At 66.6% G+C, this 19,772-nt stretch carries 20 protein-coding genes; 6 read left to right on the top strand and 14 right to left on the bottom strand.

Annotated features, from left to right (window positions below; all coding sequences use genetic code 11):
* From FHX60_RS00870 to purB, 6 genes are all read right to left on the bottom strand, one after another.
* Positions 1–1,332, bottom strand: coding sequence for a sensor histidine kinase (locus FHX60_RS00870; RefSeq protein ID WP_092306445.1), 1,332 nt, complete (start codon positions 1,330–1,332; stop codon positions 1–3).
* A 22-nt stretch (positions 1,333–1,354) separates the two neighbouring features.
* Positions 1,355–2,746 (bottom strand): class I SAM-dependent methyltransferase, encoded by a 1,392-nt coding sequence (locus FHX60_RS00865; protein WP_112774285.1) that lies wholly within the window; start codon positions 2,744–2,746, stop codon positions 1,355–1,357.
* A 348-nt stretch (positions 2,747–3,094) separates the two neighbouring features.
* A complete protein-coding gene (locus FHX60_RS00860; RefSeq protein ID WP_092306441.1) occupies positions 3,095–3,685 on the bottom strand; it encodes a YceI family protein in 591 nt (196 codons plus the stop codon).
* A gap of 74 nt (positions 3,686–3,759) precedes the next feature.
* Entirely contained in the window at positions 3,760–4,341 is a 582-nt protein-coding gene (locus tag FHX60_RS00855; RefSeq protein WP_112774284.1) for a YceI family protein, read from the bottom strand.
* Between the two features lie 66 nt (positions 4,342–4,407).
* Positions 4,408–4,962 carry a cytochrome b gene (locus FHX60_RS00850; RefSeq protein ID WP_183282284.1) on the bottom strand — a complete coding sequence of 185 codons (555 nt, stop codon included), beginning with the start codon at positions 4,960–4,962 and terminating at the stop codon, positions 4,408–4,410.
* Positions 4,963–5,245: 283 nt separating this feature from the next.
* Positions 5,246–6,622: an adenylosuccinate lyase gene (gene purB / locus FHX60_RS00845; RefSeq protein ID WP_092306435.1), complete on the bottom strand. Its 1,377-nt coding sequence runs from the start codon at positions 6,620–6,622 to the stop codon at positions 5,246–5,248.
* A 356-nt stretch (positions 6,623–6,978) separates the two neighbouring features.
* Here purB and FHX60_RS00840 point away from each other — a divergent pair, with 356 nt between their 5' ends.
* Positions 6,979–7,593 (top strand): glutathione S-transferase C-terminal domain-containing protein, encoded by a 615-nt coding sequence (locus tag FHX60_RS00840; RefSeq protein ID WP_183282283.1) that lies wholly within the window; start codon positions 6,979–6,981, stop codon positions 7,591–7,593.
* Positions 7,594–7,664: 71 nt separating this feature from the next.
* Here FHX60_RS00840 and mnmA read toward each other — a convergent pair whose 3' ends face one another.
* Positions 7,665–8,750, bottom strand: a complete 1,086-nt coding sequence (gene mnmA / locus FHX60_RS00835) for a tRNA 2-thiouridine(34) synthase MnmA (protein ID WP_112774282.1) — start codon at positions 8,748–8,750, stop codon at positions 7,665–7,667.
* Positions 8,747–9,238, bottom strand: coding sequence for an NUDIX hydrolase (locus tag FHX60_RS27895; protein ID WP_112774281.1), 492 nt, complete (start codon positions 9,236–9,238; stop codon positions 8,747–8,749). Before FHX60_RS27895 ends, mnmA begins: the two co-directional genes overlap by 4 nt.
* A gap of 255 nt (positions 9,239–9,493) precedes the next feature.
* On the opposite strand from FHX60_RS27895, the gene FHX60_RS00825 reads away from it, so the two are divergent.
* The 5 genes from FHX60_RS00825 to FHX60_RS00805 all read left to right on the top strand — a co-directional run bounded on the left by FHX60_RS00825 (position 9,494) and on the right by FHX60_RS00805 (position 14,308).
* Entirely contained in the window at positions 9,494–10,615 is a 1,122-nt protein-coding gene (locus tag FHX60_RS00825; RefSeq protein WP_183282282.1) for a Re/Si-specific NAD(P)(+) transhydrogenase subunit alpha, read from the top strand.
* Positions 10,616–10,672: 57 nt separating this feature from the next.
* Positions 10,673–11,035 (top strand): aspartate 1-decarboxylase, encoded by a 363-nt coding sequence (gene panD, locus FHX60_RS00820; RefSeq protein WP_018007908.1) that lies wholly within the window; start codon positions 10,673–10,675, stop codon positions 11,033–11,035.
* Positions 11,036–11,200: 165 nt separating this feature from the next.
* Positions 11,201–11,542 (top strand): NAD(P) transhydrogenase subunit alpha part 2, encoded by a 342-nt coding sequence (locus FHX60_RS00815; protein ID WP_092306425.1) that lies wholly within the window; start codon positions 11,201–11,203, stop codon positions 11,540–11,542.
* A complete protein-coding gene (locus FHX60_RS00810) occupies positions 11,542–13,017 on the top strand; it encodes an NAD(P)(+) transhydrogenase (Re/Si-specific) subunit beta (RefSeq protein ID WP_116600784.1) in 1,476 nt (491 codons plus the stop codon). Before FHX60_RS00815 ends, FHX60_RS00810 begins: the two co-directional genes overlap by 1 nt.
* A 244-nt stretch (positions 13,018–13,261) precedes the next feature.
* Positions 13,262–14,308 (top strand): response regulator, encoded by a 1,047-nt coding sequence (locus tag FHX60_RS00805; protein ID WP_092306422.1) that lies wholly within the window; start codon positions 13,262–13,264, stop codon positions 14,306–14,308.
* A gap of 27 nt (positions 14,309–14,335) precedes the next feature.
* On the opposite strand, the gene FHX60_RS00800 is transcribed toward FHX60_RS00805, so the two are convergent.
* From FHX60_RS00800 to FHX60_RS00775, 6 genes are all read right to left on the bottom strand, one after another.
* Positions 14,336–15,589 carry a THUMP domain-containing class I SAM-dependent RNA methyltransferase gene (locus FHX60_RS00800; protein ID WP_183282281.1) on the bottom strand — a complete coding sequence of 418 codons (1,254 nt, stop codon included), beginning with the start codon at positions 15,587–15,589 and terminating at the stop codon, positions 14,336–14,338.
* A gap of 63 nt (positions 15,590–15,652) precedes the next feature.
* The gene (locus FHX60_RS00795) at positions 15,653–16,258 is read right to left on the bottom strand and encodes a 2-hydroxychromene-2-carboxylate isomerase (RefSeq protein ID WP_092306418.1); all 606 of its coding nucleotides are present in this window, start codon (positions 16,256–16,258) and stop codon (positions 15,653–15,655) included.
* 88 nt (positions 16,259–16,346) lie between these two features.
* Positions 16,347–16,769 (bottom strand): CopD family protein, encoded by a 423-nt coding sequence (locus FHX60_RS00790; RefSeq protein WP_112776791.1) that lies wholly within the window; start codon positions 16,767–16,769, stop codon positions 16,347–16,349.
* Between the two features lie 48 nt (positions 16,770–16,817).
* Positions 16,818–18,098, bottom strand: coding sequence for a glutamate-5-semialdehyde dehydrogenase (locus FHX60_RS00785; RefSeq protein WP_183282280.1), 1,281 nt, complete (start codon positions 18,096–18,098; stop codon positions 16,818–16,820).
* A gap of 88 nt (positions 18,099–18,186) precedes the next feature.
* A complete protein-coding gene (holA, locus tag FHX60_RS00780; RefSeq protein ID WP_112776793.1) occupies positions 18,187–19,245 on the bottom strand; it encodes a DNA polymerase III subunit delta in 1,059 nt (352 codons plus the stop codon).
* A 7-nt stretch (positions 19,246–19,252) separates the two neighbouring features.
* Positions 19,253–19,768, bottom strand: coding sequence for an LPS-assembly lipoprotein LptE (locus FHX60_RS00775; protein ID WP_062801706.1), 516 nt, complete (start codon positions 19,766–19,768; stop codon positions 19,253–19,255).
* Positions 19,769–19,772 lie beyond the last annotated feature (4 nt).

Below are 19,772 nucleotides of genomic sequence, written 5' to 3'. Positions count from 1 at the left end.
TTACTCCGCGCGAGGCAGGTCAAAGCTGAACGCGGCCCACTGGCCCAGTTCGCTTTCGGCAAACAGCTGGCCGCCGTGGCGCTCGATCACGGCATAGCTGATCGACAGTCCCAGTCCCAGGCCCTGTCCCACTTCACGCGTGGTGAAGAAGGGTTCGAACACCCGCGCCAGGTGTTCCGGTGCGATGCCGGGGCCGTTGTCGCGCACGGTCACGTGCAAGCGGCCTTCGGACCAGCGCACCGTGGTATGGATCGCGGGCGCGGTGGTGCCGGCCTTGCGCATGGCCAGCGCCGCGTTGGAAAACAGGTTGATCAGCACGCCGATGATGGCGGCCTCGTCGCCCAGCACCAGCGTGTCGGCAGGCAACTCGCGCGTTACCTTGACGCCGCGCAGCTCATGCGCGGTCAGGCGGATCGACGAATCCAGCGCCTTTTCGAACATGAACGGCGTGCCTTCCACCTCCGCGCCCGGCTTGCGGTAGGCGAAGGTCTTCAGGTCGGAGACGATATGCTGGATGCGCTGCATCCCCTGCTTGGCATCCACCAGGCATTCGGTCAGCGACTCGCTCTCCTTGGCCTGGGGCTCTTCCATCGCCACTTCGATCGCCATCAGGCAGAAGTTCACCGGATTGTTGACCTCGTGCAGCAGACCAGCGGCCAACGTACCGATCGCGGCCATTTTTTCCTGCTGCAGCATCTGGCCCTTGATGTCGACCAGCTTGCGGTTGATGACCTCGAGCTCGGCGTTCTTCTCGGCCACCTCGGCCTTGAGGCGGAACAGCATGAAGCGCGCACGCTCGTTGAAATAGGTGTAGACGGCGCTGGCCGCGGCGGCAAACAGCAGGAACAGCGAATTGACGATAAAGGTGCCGAGCGGCTCGATGCCGCCAGGGTGAAGCAGGCAGGCGAACACATACAGCAGGTATGAAAGCAGGCCGAACACCACGTTCTGCCACAGGCCGAACGGCAGCGCGATGCCGGAAGCAAAAATGGCCAGGTTCAGTCCCACGTAATAAGGCGAATGCACGCCTTCGGTCTGCGAGATCATCCAGGCAATCATGATCTGCGGCAGCAGCAGCCAGGTCAGCGTCAACCAGGGCGCGAAGCGGCGTCCGGCGGCGCTGTACAGGACCACCACGACCGCGGCGATCAGCAACGACACCAGCACGCGTGCCACCGCAAAGGCAAACTGCTGCTGCGGATACTGTCCGTAGTCGAGGCCGACGCCCAGCAGGACCAGCACGATCGCGGTATAGGCGCCGCCGCGGCTGAAGGCCAGGCGAAAGTCGACCAGTTCGGACTGGTAGCCGGCGTAGAGTTGGTTGGTGCTCATGGCGTGGCCCGCAAGGACAGCCTCAGTCAATGGTGGCTTCCGCGAACACGTTGACCCCGGTGCTGTCGACGTAGACGCGGTGCGAATGCGAGTGCTCGGGCAGCAGTTGCGCCATGCCGGCATCGTCGCGGTAGATCAGGTACCACTCGAGCAGGTGCTCCATGCCGAATTTCTCCGGATTGTCGGCATGGACGTTGGTCACCAGGATCTGGCCGCCGGAGCGCGAGCGCGAGGCGAAGTACGACAGCAGCCGGGCGCAGACCTTGTCCGACAGGTAGTCGAACAGGCCGGCGCAGTAGACCGCGTCGAACTCGCGTGCGGCGGCATCGTCCGGAGAGATGCGACGCTTGAGCAGTTCGTGCACCGACTGGTGCACCATCTCGACGGTAAACTTGTGGCCGGCGCTGTTGGCCGAGTGCTCGATCGACTTGCGCGTGTATTCCAGCGTCTCTTCGCTGAAATCGACCAGCTGGAACGACAACAGCTCCGGGTTCGGGTATTCGCGCACGAAGCGCTGGATTTCGAAGGCCGGGCCGCAACCGACATTGAGCACGCGGAACGGCCGGCCGGCGGCGCGCGCGCGTTCGGCCTGGCGCGTGAGGAAATCGATCAGCAGGTCGATGCGGTTGCGGTGCGCGGTCGCCACCGCCGCCTTCAGGAAGGCGGTATTGACGATCTGGAAGTAGGTGGTCGGGCCTTGCTGCGGATCGCCCAGGATCTGGTTCACCATTTCGTAGTCGCCGGCATAGCCGAGCGGCTTGGTGAAGGTGCGATAGACGAACGGCGCGCGCAGCAGCAACGGATGCAGCGCCGACTGCGCGTAGGTGCGGTGCACCGGGGCGATTTCGGCGTCCACGCGCTGGGCCTCGCCCTCGAGCCAGTCCAGGTAGGTCTTGGTCTTGGCCATGATCGGCGTGGCCAGCTCGTAGAAGACGTCCTGGCGCAGCTTGCCTTCGGTCTTGGGCAGCGACTCGGTCAGGTCGACCTGTTCGACCCAGCGCGACACTTCGGACAAGAAGGCGCGCATCTCGTTGACCACGATCTGGTAGTCGCGCCGGATGTTGAAACGCGTGTCCCAGTCCTGCACGAACAGCTCGGCTTCGCGCGCGACCGACTTGGGCTCGTTGTTGAGATCGGACAGCTCGCGCCACTCGTCGATCAGCGTCAGCGACACCACCGCGGTCAGGCCGGTGTTGACCAGGCTCATTACCACGGCCTTGCCGAGATAGGCATTCTTGGCGCCCATGCGGACGCTGAGCTCGCTCAGCACCTCGCTGACCTGCACGATCGAATACGGGTTGTAGATTTCCATCACCAGAGACTTTCTCTGGAGATTGATGATCGTGCCCCGCACCTGCTCGCCCTGCGAGTTGCGGAAACTAACTACCGGATCGATTTGCGTTTTGGAGTACACGGTATAGCGCCAGGGAAAACCGGGAAACGCTGCGGGCCATACAGCCAGGGCAGAACGGCCGGGTACAGCATGAGGGGCGAGGGGGTCGCGGGAAGGCTACCGGTATCGGGACATGCAGCGAATGCTCATAGTGATGCGCTCTGGCCAGTTGCGGGCATGGCTGCCCCCCGCCGTGGCAGGAGTCGCAATACCCCGGATCAAGGTGGATTGCCGCGGGCCATTGTACTGTGCCCGTCGCAACTCGCACAACAAAGTGCCGTGGCGGCCCCCCGCATGGTGCAATACAACAAAAAAGGCCGGCATGGGCCGGCCTTGACAGCAGTTTGCCCGCCGCAGCGGACCGCGCGCTCAGTCGGCGCGCACGCCTTCCACCTGGATGGCGAGCTTGACTTCGGGCTTGAAGCCCATCTTGACGCCATAGTCCAGGCCGAAATCGGTCCGGTTGAAGTGGCCCACGGCGTCGGCGCCGCAGGCTTCGCGCTTGAGCATCGGGTGCTGGATGCACTTGAATTCGCGGATTTCCAGCTTGACCGGCTTGGACACGCCGCGCAGCGTCAGCACGCCGTCGACCTCGGTCGGCACGTCGCCCTTGAACTTGGAGAACTTGCCCTTGTAGGTGGCCTCGGGGAAGGCCTGCACGTCGAACATGTCCGGGCCCTTGGCATGCTGGTTCAGCTTGGCATTGCCGAAATCGATCGAAGCCGGGTCGATGTTGACCTCGACCGAGCCCGCCTTGGCAGCGCGGTCCAGCGTCACCACGCCGCTGGACTTGTCGAACTTGCCGCGCCAGGTCGACAGGCCGCCCAGGTGGTCGGCCTCGAAGCTGGGGTAGGTATGGGTCGGATCGAGGTTGTACGTCACGGTGTTGGCCGAAGCCACGCCGAAGGCGGCGGTTGCGGAAACGGCCGCGACGGCGGCAACGAGGGAACGCAGTTTCATGGTGTCTCCCGACAAATCAGGGTTGGGATGGAGCGGTTCAGGTAAGTCCTGGGTACGTCAGAGGTATGCCGGCCTTACTTCTTGGCCAGCACGATACGGAATTTGATCTGGACATCGTCGGCGACCACGGAGGTGTCCTTCCATTCGCCGTCGCCGATATTGAACGCGGTGCGCTTGATTGGCAGCGCGCCCTCGAACACCTGGGCGCCGCCCTCCTGGCGGTAGGTGGCGGGCACCACCACGTCCACGGTCTTGCCCTTGATGGTCAGCTTGCCGGCGACGTCGTACTTGCCCGGCGTGCCGTTCTTGATGCTGGTCGACTGGAACACCGCCTTGGGGTACTTGGCGGCGTCGAACCAGTCCTTGCCCTTCACTTCCTTGGTGGTCTCGGCATCGCCGATCTCGAAGCTGGCCACGTCGATCTCGATCTTGGCCGTCGATGTCGCCAGCTTGGCGGGGTCGAAGCTGACGTTGGCGTCGAACTTCCTGAACTTGCCCTCCATCGGCACGCCGATCTGGCGCGCCACCGCGGTGACCGAGCTCCTGGCGGCGTCGACCTGGGCCCAGGCCAGGTTGGCGGCGATGCCGGTGGCGGCCAGCACGGCGGCCAGGGTGGCGCGGAGAGTGGCCGAGCCGCGGCGGGAATTACGTTTCATCTGGGAAAACTCCTGTCAGGGACGGCGCAGGCGCGCCGCGGAACGAAAATGGTTGGCGCGCCGGGTTCAGCGCAGGAACGGCAGCATCCGGCCCAGCGTGCCGTCGCGGTCGACAAACTGGTGTTTCACCGCCGCCGCCGCATGGACAACGACCACCGCGGCCATCAGGTAGTTCAGCCAGACATGGGTGAACTTCAGTACTTCCTTCAGCGCATCGCTTTTTTCGATCAGCGCCGGCATCTTCCACAGACCCAGGTAGACCACCGGCACGCCCGCGGCCGAGCTGTACAGGTAGCCGCTGATCGGTACGATCACGATCAGCAGGTACAGCAGATGGTGGGCCCCGGCCGCCGCCCTGGCCTGCCACGCCGGGGTGCCGGACGCGACCGGCGGCGCGGCGTGGGTGGCGCGCCACAGCACGCGCAGCACGGCGATGGCGAAGATCGTTACGCCCAGCCACTTGTGCCAGGAGTACAGCTTGAGCTTGGTCGGCGTCAGCCCCGGAATGCCGGTCATGTACAGGCCCAGCCCGAACGCGGCGAATATGGCCAGCGCCACCAGCCAGTGCAGGGCAATCGCGGTGGCACCGTAGCCGGCGGGGGCAGTGGCGGTAGAACGCATCGGATTCCTCTCGCCCGCGGCAGGGGCGTTTCACAATTTTGGGGAAGGCTACGGCCGGATCCACCCGCCCGTGCGCTGACGATTCTCGCATTATTGCGGGCGGATGTGCGCCGGTGCAGGACAGTCCTTCATTAAGTTATTCAAATGCTTTGAAGCGACATTCTGGCGCAGGCGTCACAACGGCGCACCGAAAGCCAGTAGAGCACGCTCAAAAGCAAAAAAAAGCCATCCCGCGGGATGGCTTTCCGTTTCCGCCGCCTGCCTGGCAGCTGAAAAAGTGGCGTCAGATGCGCTCAGCGAGCGTCACGGCCTTGCCGATATAGCTGGCGGGCGTCATCTCCAGCAGCAGCTTCTTGGCGTCGTCGGGGATCGCCAGGCCGTTGATGAAGGTCTGCAGCGCTTCGCGCGAGATGCCCTTGCCGCGGGTCAGCTCCTTGAGCTGCTCGTACGGGTTGGGCACGCCGAAACGGCGCATCACGGTCTGCACCGGCTCGGCCAGCACTTCCCAGCAGTTGTCGAGGTCTTCATCGAGGCGCTCCGGATTGGTCTCGAGCTTGCCCAGGCCGCGCAGGCAGGCCTCGTAGGCCAGCAGGCTGTAGCCGAAGGCCACGCCGATATTGCGCAGCACGGTCGAGTCGGTCAGGTCGCGCTGCCAGCGCGACACCGGCAGCTTCTCAGACAGGTGGCGCAGCACCGCGTTGGCCAGACCCAGGTTGCCTTCCGAGTTCTCGAAGTCGATCGGGTTGACCTTGTGCGGCATGGTCGACGAGCCGATTTCGCCGGCCTTGGTCTTCTGCTTGAAGTAGCCCAGCGAGATATAGCCCCACACGTCGCGGTTCAGGTCGAGCAGGATGGTGTTGGCGCGGGCGATCGCGTCGAACAGCTCGGCCATGTAGTCGTGCGGCTCGATCTGGATGGTGTACGGGTTGAAGGTCAGGCCCAGGCGGGTTTCGATGACCTGCTTCGAGAACGCTTCCCAGTCGAACGCGGGGTAGGCCGACAGGTGTGCGTTGTAGTTGCCCACGGCGCCGTTCATCTTGCCCAGCAGCTCGACCTGCTCGATACGCTGGATCGCGCGCGCCAGGCGCGCCGCGACGTTGGCCATTTCCTTGCCCAGCGTGGTCGGGCTGGCCGGCTGGCCATGGGTGCGCGACAGCATCGGCTGGCTGGCATTGAGCCTGGCCAGCTCGACCAGGCGCGCGTGCACGCGCTTGAGCGCCGGCACCACCACGGCCTCGCGCGCGCCCTTGAGCATCATGCCGTGCGAGGTGTTGTTGATGTCTTCCGAGGTGCAGGCGAAGTGGATGAACTCGCTGGCGGCTTCCAGTTCGGCGTTGCCCTTGACCTGCTCCTTGAGCCAGTACTCGACCGCCTTCACGTCATGGTTGGTGACCGCCTCGATTTCCTTGATGCGGGCGGCGTCGGCCTCGCTGAACTTGTCGACCAGCGCCAGCAGTGCGGCCTCGGACGCGGCCGAGAACTTCGGCATGTCGGGCAGGCCGGCCTGCGCCAGCGCGATCAGCCAGTGCACCTCGACCTTGACGCGGTTGCGCATGAAGGCCGCCTCGGACAGCCATTCGCGCAGCGCATCGGCCTTGGCGGCGTAACGGCCATCGATCGGGGACAGGGCGGTGAGCGGCGAAAGCGAGGAGGAGGTCATGCTGGAAACCGGGAAAGGGAGGAATAGAAGAAGGCGAACAAGGGGCGCCGCGGGGGCTGGCGCTGGCAGCGCTGGCGGGCACGGACGGGGCAATGGGCCCGTCACGCCGCATCGGCGGGCGGCCGGCGCTGCGCAACGCGCGATTTTACCACCCCTGCCCCGGCTCCGGGCGGCGGCACAGCGCGGCCGTGGGGCATCGGTGCGCGAGCCCGCATTCGCCATGCGGCGCGGGTATACTCGCGCACGCCGTTCCAGTAGCCTGTTATGAAGTGCATCGGGCAAGCCATCGCTGCCTCCCCCGCCGCCGCGCTGCCACCGAGCGACGATGCACTTCATAACAAGCTCAAGGGGAGAACATGAAGCTGTATGCATCCCGGACCAGTCCGTACGCGCGCAAGGTGCGCGTGGTCATGGCGGAGAAGAAGATCGAGTGCCAGCTGATCGATGAGGACGTCTGGTCGCCTGAAACCCGGATCGGCCAGTACAACCCGCTGGGCAAGGTGCCGTGCCTGGTGATGGAAGACGGCGGCGCGATCTTCGATTCGCGCGTGATCGTCGAGTATGTCGACACGCTCACGCCGGTCAGCCGGCTGATCCCGCAGGGCGGGCGCGAGCGCCTGGAAGTGCGCTGCTGGGAAGCGCTGGCCGACGGCCTGCTCGACGCCGCGCTGCTGGTGCGCCTGGAGGCCACCCAGCGCGAGCCCCACGAGCGCAGCGAGCGCTGGGTGCAGCGCCAGCGCGGCAAGATCGACGCGGCACTGGTGGCCATGGCCCACGGCCTGGCCGACCGCCCGTTCTGCACCGGCACGCATTATTCGCTGGCCGACGTGGCGGTGGGCTGCGCGCTGTCCTACCTGGACTTCCGCTTCCCGGACATCGCCTGGCGCGAACGCCATCCGAACCTGGCGACACTGGAAGAAAAGCTGTCGAAGCGGCAGTCGTTCATCGATACCGAGCCGCCGCGCGGCTGACGCCCCGCCCCGGATGAAAAACACCCGCCTGGCGCGGGTGTTTTCGGCTGTGCCACGGCTTTGCCGGGTACTTACTGGATAATGCCCCCTCCAAGGCAGACATCCCCGTCATACAGCACCGCCGACTGCCCGGGCGTGACCGCCCATTGCGGCTCGGCAAACGCCAGCGTCAGCGCCCCGGCGTCAACCGCCTGCACCGTGCAGGCGGCATCGCTCTGGCGGTAGCGGGTCTTGGCCGCCATCGCCGCACCGGCGGCGGGCGGCTCGCCGGCCACCCAGGACAGTTCCGACGCGGTCAGCACCGGCGTCAGCAGCCACGGATGGTCGTGGCCCTGCACCACGTAAAGCGTATTGTTCGCCATATCCTTGCGCGCGACATACCAGGCGTCGCCGTTGCCGTCGCGGCTGCCACCCAGGCCGATGCCCTTGCGCTGCCCCAGCGTGTAGAAAGCCAGGCCGATATGCTCGCCGACCACCTTGCCCTCGGGCGTCTTCATCGGCCCCGGCTTGGTGGGCAGGTAACGGTTCAGGAAGTCGCGGAACGGACGCTCGCCGATAAAGCAGATGCCGGTCGAGTCCTTTTTCTTTGCGTTCGGCAAGCCGATCTCGGCGGCGATCTCGCGCACGCGCGTCTTCGGGATCTCGCCCAGCGGGAACAGCGTGCGCGACAGCTGCGCCTGGTTCAGCCGGTGCAGGAAGTAGCTCTGGTCCTTGGTATGGTCCAGCGCCTTGAGCAGCTCGAAGCGGCCGGCCGCGTTCCGGCGCACGCGCGCATAGTGGCCGGTGGCGATGGTTTCCGCGCCCAGCGACATGGCATGGTCCAGAAACGCCTTGAACTTGATCTCGGCATTGCACAGCACATCCGGGTTGGGCGTGCGGCCGGCCGAGTATTCGCGCAGGAAGTCGGCGAAGACGCGGTCCTTGTATTCGGCGGCGAAGTTGACCGCCTCCACGTCGACGCCGATCAGGTCGGCCACCGAGACCACATCGAGCCAGTCCTGGCGCGTGGAGCAATATTCGCTGTCGTCATCGTCTTCCCAGTTCTTCATGAACAGGCCGATGACCTCGTAGCCCTGCTGCTTGAGCAGCCACGCGGTGACCGACGAATCGACTCCGCCGGACATCCCCACCACCACACGCTTTGCGGCACCGCTCACGACTGCGCCCCCGCTTGCAGCACCGACGGGTGCGTGTACAGCGCGTCCAGCGCAAAGCGCTTGCCGGCCAGGTAGTCGTCCACGCACGCCATCACCAGCGGCGAACGATGCCGCTCCGGACACGCGCGCAGCTCCTCGGCCCCCATCCAGACGGTGCGCACGATGCCGGTGTCGAGCTGGCGGCCGGCGTCGAGCGAGCCGAGGTCGCCGGTAAAGGCAAAGCGCACGTAGGTGACGTCGCCACCGGTGCGCGAGGACAGCGAACGCCCCATGTAGCAGCCCAGCAGCGCGCGCGGCTCGAAGGTGTGGGCGGTTTCTTCCAGGGTTTCGCGGATCACGGCGCGGATCAGGCTTTCGCCCGGATCCAGGTGGCCCGCGGGCTGGTTCAGGCGCAGCCCCTCGGCGGTTTCCTCTTCCACCAGCAGGAACCGGCCGCCGCGCTCGATCACGGCGGCAACGGTCACGCTGGCATTCCAGTCACTTGACATGATGCTCAATTTTTAGGCAATCCCGCATTCTACCGGTTGCGAGCCCATCGTGCAGCGCGGCGGCGGGCGCCGGCGCGCCGTTCCAGGCCCGGCACAGGGCCCGCAAAAGCCGACCGCCCGGTCACCATTGCAAGTCAGATTCCTGTAAGCTGCGGAAAAATTGTGCGCTGCGGCTTAACCCGATCCGGCAGCGCGCACGGGCCAGACGTCGGTCCGTCCAACCAGACAAGACGCCAGCTAAAGGAGAAATTGACGATGTACATCGGCATCCCGCAGGAGACGCGGGCCGGCGAGACTCGCGTCGCCGCCACCCCGGAGACCGTCAAGAAATACGTTGCCCAGGGCCACAAGGTGGTGGTGCAGGCCGGTGCCGGCCTGAACGCCAGCCAGCCCGACGGCGCGTATGAGGCGGTCGGCGCCACCATCGGCAGCGCCGCCGACGCGCTCGGCGCGCAACTGGTGCTGAAGGTGCGCGCGCCCGATGCCGCCGAGCTGGCGCAGATGAAGCCCGGCGCGGTGCTGGTGGGCATGCTCAATCCCTTCGATGCCGAGAACAACGCGCGCATGTCGGCCGCCAGCATCACCGCCTTCGCGCTCGAAGCCGCGCCGCGCACCACGCGCGCGCAGAGCATGGACGTGCTCTCGTCGCAGGCCAATATTGCCGGCTACAAGGCCGTGCTGGTGGCCGCGCACCACTACCAGCGCTTCATGCCGATGCTGATGACCGCCGCCGGCACCGTCAAGGCCGCGCGCGTGCTGATCCTCGGCGCGGGTGTGGCCGGCCTGCAGGCCATCGCCACCGCCAAGCGCCTGGGCGCGGTGATCGAAGCCTCGGACGTGCGTCCCGCGGTCAAGGAACAGATCGAATCGCTCGGCGCCAAGTTCGTGGACGTGCCGTTCCTGACCGACGAAGAGCGCGAGATCGCGCAGGGCGTGGGCGGCTACGCGCGCCCGATGCCGCCGGACTGGATGAAGCGCCAGGCCGAGCTGGTGCACCAGCGCGCGCTCCAGGCCGACATCGTCATCACCACCGCGCTGATCCCGGGCCGCAAGGCGCCGGTGCTGCTGCAGGAAGCCACCGTCGCGCAGATGAAGCCGGGCTCGGTGGTGGTGGACCTGGCCGCCGCGCAGGGCGGCAACTGCCCGCTGACGGTAGCCGACCAGGTGATCAACCACAACGGCGTGATCCTGATCGGCCATACCAACCTGGCCAGCATGGTCGCGGCCGACGCCTCGGCGCTCTACGCCCGCAACGTGCTGGACTTCCTCAAGCTGGTCGTCGACAAGGACGGCCAGTTCACGCTCAACCTCGAAGACGACATCGTCGCCGCCTGCCTGATGTGCAGGGACGGCCAGGTCGTGCGCGAGGCGGCGTAACTCCAACGGGCGCAGCGCGCCCACTGCTTTCGCTTCAGATATAAGGACGTATCACCCATGCAACGCATCATGCTCCGCGCCAAGCTCCACCGCGTCACCGTGACGCAGGCGGACCTCAACTACGAGGGTTCGTGCGGCATCGACCAGGACCTGCTGGACGCTGCCGACATGAAGGAGTTCGAGAAGATCGAGCTGTACAACGTCAACAACGGCGAGCGCTTCTCCACCTACATCATCAAGGGCGAGCGCGGCAGCGGCGAGATCTCGCTGAACGGCGCCGCCGCGCGCCGCGCGCACCTGGGCGACCAGCTGATCATCTGCACCTACGCGCCGATGACGGACGAGGAAATCGCCACCTACAAGCCCAAGATCATCCTGGTGAACGAGAAGAACGCGATCAAGGAAATCAAGAAGGTCTGAGTATCGACCCCCTGAGGGGTTGCTCCCTCTCCCGCACGCGGGAGAGGAGCACGCCACCGGCCCTTCAAGAGCCACGGGCCGTCGGCGTGCCCCGCCGTAATACTGCAAAGAACAATCACAGCAACACGCAGCATCCCGGTTTCAAAAGCAACGGAGGAGAAGTCGATGGAGATGGTGAACCACACGGTGATCAACCTGATCATCTTCGTGCTGGCGATCTACGTGGGTTACCACGTGGTCTGGACGGTCACGCCGGCCCTGCATACGCCCCTGATGGCGGTAACCAACGCGATCTCGGCCATCATCATCGTCGGCGCGATGCTGGCCGCGGGCCTGACCGAAGGCGCCACGGGCCGCATCATGGGCACGCTGGCGGTGGCATTGGCCGCGGTCAATGTGTTCGGCGGCTTCCTGGTGACCCAGCGCATGCTGGAGATGTTCAAGAAGAAGGAACCGAAGGCCAAGGCGCCCGAGGCCAAGCCGGCACTGGCCAAGGAGGGCGCGTGATGGCGGGCCTCGTCAGCATGAACCTCGTCACCCTGCTCTACCTGGTGGCCTCGGTCTGCTTTATCCAGGCGCTCAAGGGGCTGTCGCACCCGGCCTCGGCGCGCAAGGGCAATGCCTTCGGCATGATCGGCATGGCCATCGCGGTAGTCACCACGCTGGTCCTGATCGTCAAGCTGAAGAACGAATTCCTCGCGGCGGGCACGGCCCAGTCGTCGGTGGGCACGGGCCTGGCGCTGATCTTCGCGGCGCTGGTGGTCGGCGGCGGCATCGGCGCCTACGTCGCGCGCAAGGTGCAGATGACGAAGATGCCGGAACTGGTCGCGGCGATGCACTCGCTGATCGGCCTGGCCGCGGTGTTCATCGCGGTGGCGGCGGTGGCCGAGCCGGCGGCGTTCGGCATCAGTCCGGCCGGCTCGCACCTGATCCCGCTGGGCAACCGCATCGAGCTCTTTATCGGCTGCTTCGTCGGCGCGATCACGTTCTCGGGCTCGGTGATCGCCTTCGGCAAGCTGGCCGGGCGCTACAAGTTCCGCCTGTTCCAGGGCGCGCCGGTGGTGTTTGCCGGCCAGCACATGCTGAACCTGGCGCTGGCGGTGGCCATGGTCGGCTTCGGCATCGCCTTCTTCATGACGCAGGAATGGCTGCCGTTCCTGGTGATGCTGGCGATCGCCTTCGTGCTGGGCGTGCTGATCATCATCCCGATCGGCGGCGCCGACATGCCGGTGGTGGTGTCGATGCTGAACTCGTACTCGGGCTGGGCGGCCGCCGGCATCGGCTTTTCGCTGAACAACCCGATGCTGATCATCGCCGGCTCGCTGGTGGGCTCCAGCGGTGCGATCCTGTCGTACATCATGTGCAAGGCGATGAACCGCTCATTCTTCAACGTGATCCTGGGCGGCTTCGGCGGCGATGCGTCGGCTGGCGCAAGTGCCGGCGCGCAAGCGCAGCGCAACGTCAAGTCGGGCTCGGCGGACGACGCCGCCTTCCTGATGGGCAACGCCGAGACCGTGATCATCGTGCCCGGCTACGGCCTGGCGGTGGCACGCGCCCAGCACGCGCTGAAGGAGCTGACCGAGAAGCTGTCCGAGAAGGGCGTGACCGTGAAGTACGCGATCCACCCGGTGGCGGGCCGCATGCCGGGCCACATGAACGTGCTGCTGGCCGAGGCCGAAGTGCCGTACGACCAGGTCTTCGAGATGGAAGACATCAACAGCGAGTTCGGCCAGGCCGACGTGGTGCTGGTGCTGGGCGCCAACGACGTGGTCAACCCCGCGGCCAAGACCGATCCCAAGTCGCCGATCGCGGGCATGCCGATCCTGGAGGCGTACAAGGCCAAGACCATCATCGTCAACAAGCGCTCGATGGCCGCCGGCTACGCCGGGCTGGACAACGAACTGTTCTATATGGACAAGACCATGATGGTGTTCGGCGACGCCAAGAAGGTGGTCGAGGACATGTTCAAGGCGGTCGACTAAGGCCGCACAGCCGGGCCGGCCCGCGCCCCCGGGGTGCGGGCTTTCGTGGTTCCGGCGCGGTTCACCGCCCTGGCCCGCCGGCCCTGCTGGAACAAGGGCCGGCACCCCTTCCCGCCCCGCCGCAGGCGGCCCCGGCCGCAAGGCGTGCCTTGCAAGGCAGCCGTGGCGCGCTATACTGGCCTGCGAATACGCACGCTGGCTTGCCACTTGCGCCACGCCTGTGCCAACTCCTGCCCGCCGCTCCATGACCTTCAATCCGCACGACAGGAATCTGTCGGTCTTCCATCACCCGGTCCTGACTGTCCTTGTGGATGACAGCAAGTCCTTCATCGACAGCCTGGCGTTCCAGATGGATGCCGCGCGCGGGGTGATCACCTTCACCGATCCGCGCGAAGCGCTGCAGTGGATCCGCGAAGCCTACGCCACCCGCTTCCCGGGCTTCCTGCCGGTGCGCGTGACCCACGACGACCTGACCTTCCTGACCGAGCGCCGCACGGTCCAGCTCGACATCGACCGCATCTACCGCCAGATCCACGACGTCAACCGCTTCCTGCAGCCCGGCGTGGTGGTGGTCGACTATTCGATGCCGCAGATGGACGGCCTGGAATTTTGCCAGGCGCTGCAGGACCTGCCGTGCAAGACCATCCTGCTGACCGGCACCGCCGATGAAAGCATCGCGGTGCAGGGCTTCAACCACGGGCTGATCGACCGCTATGTGAAAAAGCACGACAGCAATATGGTGGAGCGGCTGGACCAGGAAATCGAAGCCATGCAGCAGGCGTATTTCGCCACGCTGTCGCGCACCCTGCGCGAACTGCTGACGCGGCATTCGTTCTCGTTCCTGTCCGATCCGGCCATGACCGAGCGCGTGCGCCAGCTGACCGCGCGCTACGGCTTTGTCGAGTACTACCTGTACCCCAATCCCGCCGGCATCCTGCTGCTCACCGCGCAGGGCCACGCCACCCTGATGGTGATCGAGACCCGCGCCGGCCTGATGACGCAGGTGGAGTCGGCCGAAGCCTACGACGCCCCCGCCGCGCTGATCGAAGGCCTGCGCGAAGGCCGGCTGGTGCCGTTCTTCTGGCCGGGCAACGGCATGTACACGCCGGCCTGCGTCGACTGGGAACAATACTGCCTGCCGGCCGAGCGCTGCGAAGGCAGGGAAGAATTCTTCTACGCACTGTTCGACCTGCCGCGCCACCTGCTGCAGGAGCCGGTGGTCAGCCTGCAGAGCTTCCTGGCGGATTTCAGCCGCAACCCGGAGGCGCTGACGGGGCGCAAGCGCTCCTGACGCCACAGCGCCCGTGCGCAGCCGGGGTCAGTCCGCCTGCGGCGCCCGGTTTGCGCCGCGCACCATGTCGAAACGGAATAGCCGGCACTCGATATTGCCGTTGTAGAGCGGCGTGCGGCGCGACTCTTTCAGCCGCAGCCGGCGCGGGAAGCCCAGGTCGCCGGTGAACACCCACGCCTGCCAGCCCGCGAAATGCTGTTTCAGTGTGGTGGCAAAGGCGCTGGCGAACTGGTTGGCGGCGGCCTCCTCCACCTCGTCGCGCGGCAGCTCGTCCTCGGGGGCGCGGCGCTGCCCGCGCACCGCGATCCGCTCGCCGTACGGGGGATTCATCAACAGCAACCCCGGCTCGTCATAGGGCGGCTGCACGAAGCGCGCGTCCACCTGCTTGGTGCGCGCCTCGCCCGGCAGGCCGGCGCGTTCCCAGTTGGCCCGCGTGATTGCCAGCATGTCGGTGGAGATGTCGGAACCCACCACCTGCAGCTCATCGGCCGAGGCCAGCATGCGCGCGCGCTGCGCGTCCGACTTCAGCTTCTGCCAGGCCTTGGTATCCATGCCCTTGAGCCATTCGAAGGCAAAGCTGCGGCTGCCGCCCGGCGCGATCCCCAGCGCCACCTGCGCGGCCTCGACCAGGAAGGTGCCGCTGCCGCACATCGGGTCGTAGAAGGGCCGGCAGGTCTGGCCCGGGACCCAGCCCGCAAGGCGCAGAATGCCGGCCGCCAGATTTTCCTTCAGCGGCGCCTCGCCCTTCTCGGTGCGCCAGCCGCGCTTGAACAGCGGCTCGCCGGTGGTGTCGAGATACAGCGTGCAGTCGCGCTCGGTCAGGTGGGCGTAGATGCGCACATCCGGGCTCACGGTATCGACGCTCGGGCGGGCTCCCAGGCGCTCGCGCATGGCGTCGCAGACGCCGTCCTTGACCCGCAGCGCGGTGAAATTGAGGCTGCGCAGCGGCGCTTTGTGCGACGTAATGTCCACGCGCAGCGACTCGTCTGGCGAGAACCACTGTTCCCAGCGCACCCCGCGGGCCAGCGTGTAAATGTCGTCCTCGTGCCGGTAGCCGCGCGCGGCCACGCGCATCAGCACCCGGCTGGCAATGCGCGAATGCAGGTTGACCGCATAGGCGGCGGCCATCTCGCCCGAAAAATTGACGCCGCCCGGCACTTCCTGGTGCACCGCGAACGGCGCCAGCGCGGCCATGCCCGGCATCGCGGCGATCTCGCGCAGCTCTTCGGCGAGCGCGCTCTCCAGGCCGCGCGGGCAAGGGGCAAAGAAGGCTTGGGTCATGAGAGGGATTCCTGCAAACAAAAACGTCCGCCGTGGCGGACGGGGAAGTATCGGTAGCTTAGGTCAAGCCGCGGCCAGTGCGCGGTCGAGAAAGTCGAGGCGGTCCTGGCCCCAGAACGGCTCGCCGTCGAACACGTACCACGGCGCGCCGAACACGCCGGCCGAGATCGCCTCCTGCGTGTTCTGGGCATAGGCGGCCTGCACCGACTGCGCCTCGCTGGCCTTGAGCAGGCCGGCACCATCGAGGCCGGCTTCGTCGGCGATCTGCGCCAGCGTGGCGGCATCGGCGATATTGCGCTGCTGCGCCCACACTGCGGCGCAGATCGCGCCGGTCAGCGCCATCGCGCGCGCGGTGCCGTGCGCCAGTTGCGCGGCAATGATCAGCTTGCTGGCGGCATCGCCCGACACCGGGAAGAAGGTCGGCTCCAGGTTCAGCGGAAGATTCAGGAACGCGCTCCAGCGCTTGAGCTCCACCAGCCGGTATGCCTGCCGCTGCGGCGGGCGCTGCGCCAACGGCAGCCCGCCCGAGACCGAGAACACCTTGCCGAGATCGCAGGGCTTCAGGTTCACCTGCGCGCCGTGGCGCTCGGCGATGGCGCTGAAACGGGCATGGCCCATGTAGACGTAAGGCGATTGCGGCGTCAGATAATAGTCGACCAGCTTGCTCATTTTGGTTTCCGCGACGAAATAGGCAGCAATGTATAAGCGAAAGGCGGGGCGAAAGGCGGGGCGAAAGGCGGGCGAAAGACGCCCAGCCTCAGAACGGCTTGACCACCACCAGGATCACCACCGCCAGCAGCACCAGCACCGGCAGCTCGTTGAACCAGCGATAGAACTTGTGCGAGCGCGCGTTGCGCCCCGCCTCGAACTTGCGCAGCAGCACGCCGCAGCCGTGGTGGTAGCCGATCAGCACCAGCACCAGCGCCAGCTTGGCATGCATCCAGCCCTGCCCGGCGCCGCGGCCGATGCCGTAGCCCAGGTACAGCCACAGCCCGAACACCACCGCCGGCACCGCCAGCATGGTCATGAAGCGGAACAGCTTGCGCGCCATCAGCAACAGGCGCTGCGTGCTGGCGGCGTCGGTCTCCATCGCCAGGTTGACGAAAATGCGCGGCAGGTAGAACAGGCCGGCAAACCACGAAACGACGAAGACGATATGCAGCGCTTTGATCCAGAGCATCGGCAGGCGGTCGGCAGTGGACGGTTCTTGTTGTTGGCGGCGCTTGGGTCAGGTCCGGATCTCGCCGTGCCCGAACACCACGTACTTGAGCGAGGTCAGCCCCTCCAGCCCGACCGGGCCGCGCGCATGCAGCTTGTCGTTGGAGATGCCGATCTCCGCGCCCAGGCCGTACTCGAAGCCATCGGCGAAGCGGGTCGAGGCATTGATCATCACGCTGGCCGAATCGACCTCGCGGATAAAGCGCATGCCCGCCGAGTAGTTCTCGGTGATGATCGAGTCGGTATGGTGCGAGCCGTATTCGTTGATATGCGCGATCGCTTCATCCAGGCCGGCAACGGTCTTGATGGCCAGGATCGGCGCCAGGTATTCCAGGCGCCAGTCTTCCTCGGTGGCATCGACCAGGCCGCCGAAGCCCGCCGCTTCCAGCGTGGCGCGGGTGGCCGGGCACACGCGCAGCTCGACGCCCTTCTGCTGGTAGATGCGGCACAGCGGCGGCAGCGCGGCGGCGGCGATATCTTGCGATACCAGCAGCGTCTCCATGGTGTTGCACGGCGCGTAGCGCTGGGTCTTGGCGTTGTCGCAGACGCGCACGGCCTTGTCGAGGTCGGCCTCGGCGTCGATATAGACGTGGCAGATGCCGTCCAGGTGCTTGATCATCGGCACGCGGGCTTCTTCCATCAGCCGCGCGATCAGGCTCTTGCCGCCACGCGGCACGATCACGTCGACGTACTCGGTCATGGTGATCAGCCGGCCCACCGCGGCGCGGTCGGTGGTCTCGATCACCTGCACCGCCTCGGACGGCAGGCCGGCCGCGGACAGGCCCTCGGCCACCAGCGCGGCCAGCGCGGTGTTGGATTCGATCGCCTCGGATCCGCCGCGCAGGATGGTGGCGTTGCCCGACTTCAGGCACAACGCGGCGGCGTCGATGGTCACGTTGGGGCGCGACTCGTAGATGATGCCGATCACGCCCAGCGGCACGCGCATCTGGCCCACCTGGATGCCGGTCGGGCGGAACTTCATGTTCGAGATCTCGCCGATCGGGTCGGCCAGCGCGGCGATCTGCTCCAGGCCCGCGGCCATGGTGTCGATGGCCTTGTCCGACAGCGTCAGGCGGTCGACGAAGGCGGCGTCCTGGCCGTTGGCGCGGGCGCGCTCGAGGTCGCGTGCGTTGACTGCCTTGAGCTTGTCGGCATCGCGGCGGATCGCCGCGGCAATGGTCAGCAGCGCACGGTTCTTGTCGGCGGTGGAGGCACGCGCCATCGCGCGCGACGCAGCGCGGGCCTGGCGGCCGACGCGGTCCATGTATTGGTTGAGGTCGAACTCGGTCATGTCAGTGGCCGGGGGAAAGGCCGTCAGTGTGTGTTCCTCTCCTCTCCCGCGCGCGGGAGAGGGGAGCAAATCTTCCGGGAGCAAACGCTCAGCGCGCAATCATCAGCGCCAGTTGCTGCAAGCCGTCCCACGGCTCGGCCGGCAGCGGCGCGGCGCCTGGCGGGGGCAGGTCCTGCAGGCCCTTGACCTGGCGGTCCAGCCGCGCGGCCAGCGCCAGGGCCGCTTCCAGCCGTGGCTGCGACAGGCGCTGCGCGGCCTGCGGCACCAGCCGCTCGCGCGGGCCCCAGACGCGCAGTTCGCGCATCAGCACGCCCGCCGGCTTGCCGCCCGCCAGCCCTTGCCGGACCTTGGATAATACGCGAATTTCCTCGGTCAGCGCCCACAGCACCAGCACCGTGGCCTCGCCCTCGCCGCGCAGCCCTTCGAGCATGCGCACCAGCCGCGGCACGTCGCCCGAGAGCATCGATTCCGACAGCTTGAAGACATCGTAGCGGGCCACGTTCAGCACCGCATCGTGGACCTGGTCGAAGCCCAGTTCGCCGGGCGGGTACAGCAGCCCCAGCTTCTGGATTTCCTGGTGCGCCGCCAGCAGGTTGCCTTCGACCTTGTCGGCGATGAACTGCAGCGCGCGCCGGCCCGGCTCGCCACCCTGCACGCGCTGCTGCTGCAGCGCCAGCCGCTCGCCGACCCACGCCGGCAAGCGGGTGCGGTCCACGGTGTCGACCTTGATCGACACGCCGGCGCCTTCCAGCGCCTGGAACCACGCCGACTTCGACGCGGCAAAATCCAGCCGCGGCAGCGTCACCAGCATCACCACGTCGGGCGACGGCTGCGCGGCCACGGCGCGCAGCGCCTCGCCGCCGTCCTTGCCGGGCTTGCCCGAGGGGATGCGCAGCTCGACGATCTTGCGGTCGCCGAACAGCGACATCGACTGCTGCGCCTCGACCAGCCGGCCCCAGTGGAAGCCGCGCTCGGCCACCAGCACCTCGCGCTCGGAGAAGCCGGCTTCGCGCGCCGCCGCGCGCAGGCGGTCGACCGCTTCGAGCACCAGCAGGTGCTCGTCGCCATGCACCACGTACAGCGGCGCCAGGCCCTTGGCCTTGGCCTGCTTCAGGTGCGCGTCGAGCCCGTCGAGCTTGAGCTGCATGCGTGCGTCAAATGGCCTTGACCGCTGCCAGCCGGCGCATCAGTTGCTGCACGATGTCGCGCTGCATGTCGCGGTACAACTGCTGCTCTTCGTAGTCCTTGGCCAGCGTATTGGCTTCGTTGTAGGTCAGGTCGCGCGTCAGCACCAGTTGCGACGGCGCGATCAGTTCCTTGCCGGCGGGGTCGCGCAGGCGGAAGGTGAAGCGCTGGGTCAGGCGGTATTCGCGCACCACGCCCTCGGTCGTGATCGACAGGATGGACTTGGTGCGGGTGTCCTGCAGCACGTCCAGCAGCGCGTCGGCCTCTTTCTGGTCGGCCACCACCTGGGTGTCGGAGCCGCCGCGGATGGCGCGGCGCAGGTCCGCGCCCATCAGCGAGTTGGGCGGAATCCCGATATAGAGCCGCTTGAAGGCGAAGTCCGAATTGCCGCGCAGATGGAAGCCGCAGCCGGCCAGCAGGCCCGTGGCCGGCACTGCCAGCAGGGCCGCAAGCAGCTTGCGGCGTCCCAGGTTCAGTCGCTTCATGGTT

Origin of the sequence: Cupriavidus alkaliphilus, from assembly GCF_014191175.1 — a bacterium.
GTDB classification, from domain to species: domain Bacteria; phylum Pseudomonadota; class Gammaproteobacteria; order Burkholderiales; family Burkholderiaceae; genus Cupriavidus; species Cupriavidus alkaliphilus.
The sequence above is the reverse complement of the archived record's forward strand: the minus strand, read 5'-3'. Positions and strand labels throughout refer to the sequence as shown.

What these genes read in the sequence shown, in the direction of transcription:
- FHX60_RS00870 (WP_092306445.1), bottom strand. Translation starts at nt 1,332, where the DNA reads ATGAGCACCAACCAACTCTACGCCGGCTACCAGTCCGAACTGGTCGAC.
- FHX60_RS00860 (WP_092306441.1), bottom strand. Translation starts at nt 3,685, where the DNA reads ATGAAACTGCGTTCCCTCGTTGCCGCCGTCGCGGCCGTTTCCGCAACC.
- FHX60_RS00855 (WP_112774284.1), bottom strand. Translation starts at nt 4,341, where the DNA reads ATGAAACGTAATTCCCGCCGCGGCTCGGCCACTCTCCGCGCCACCCTG.
- FHX60_RS00850 (WP_183282284.1), bottom strand. Translation starts at nt 4,962, where the DNA reads ATGCGTTCTACCGCCACTGCCCCCGCCGGCTACGGTGCCACCGCGATT.
- purB (WP_092306435.1), bottom strand. Translation starts at nt 6,622, where the DNA reads ATGACCTCCTCCTCGCTTTCGCCGCTCACCGCCCTGTCCCCGATCGAT.
- FHX60_RS00840 (WP_183282283.1), top strand. Translation starts at nt 6,979, where the DNA reads ATGAAGCTGTATGCATCCCGGACCAGTCCGTACGCGCGCAAGGTGCGC.
- FHX60_RS27895 (WP_112774281.1), bottom strand. Translation starts at nt 9,238, where the DNA reads ATGTCAAGTGACTGGAATGCCAGCGTGACCGTTGCCGCCGTGATCGAG.
- FHX60_RS00825 (WP_183282282.1), top strand. Translation starts at nt 9,494, where the DNA reads ATGTACATCGGCATCCCGCAGGAGACGCGGGCCGGCGAGACTCGCGTC.
- panD (WP_018007908.1), top strand. Translation starts at nt 10,673, where the DNA reads ATGCAACGCATCATGCTCCGCGCCAAGCTCCACCGCGTCACCGTGACG.
- FHX60_RS00815 (WP_092306425.1), top strand. Translation starts at nt 11,201, where the DNA reads ATGGAGATGGTGAACCACACGGTGATCAACCTGATCATCTTCGTGCTG.
- FHX60_RS00810 (WP_116600784.1), top strand. Translation starts at nt 11,542, where the DNA reads ATGGCGGGCCTCGTCAGCATGAACCTCGTCACCCTGCTCTACCTGGTG.
- FHX60_RS00805 (WP_092306422.1), top strand. Translation starts at nt 13,262, where the DNA reads ATGACCTTCAATCCGCACGACAGGAATCTGTCGGTCTTCCATCACCCG.
- FHX60_RS00800 (WP_183282281.1), bottom strand. Translation starts at nt 15,589, where the DNA reads ATGACCCAAGCCTTCTTTGCCCCTTGCCCGCGCGGCCTGGAGAGCGCG.
- FHX60_RS00795 (WP_092306418.1), bottom strand. Translation starts at nt 16,258, where the DNA reads ATGAGCAAGCTGGTCGACTATTATCTGACGCCGCAATCGCCTTACGTC.
- FHX60_RS00790 (WP_112776791.1), bottom strand. Translation starts at nt 16,769, where the DNA reads ATGCTCTGGATCAAAGCGCTGCATATCGTCTTCGTCGTTTCGTGGTTT.
- FHX60_RS00785 (WP_183282280.1), bottom strand. Translation starts at nt 18,098, where the DNA reads ATGACCGAGTTCGACCTCAACCAATACATGGACCGCGTCGGCCGCCAG.
- holA (WP_112776793.1), bottom strand. Translation starts at nt 19,245, where the DNA reads ATGCAGCTCAAGCTCGACGGGCTCGACGCGCACCTGAAGCAGGCCAAG.
- FHX60_RS00775 (WP_062801706.1), bottom strand. Translation starts at nt 19,768, where the DNA reads ATGAAGCGACTGAACCTGGGACGCCGCAAGCTGCTTGCGGCCCTGCTG.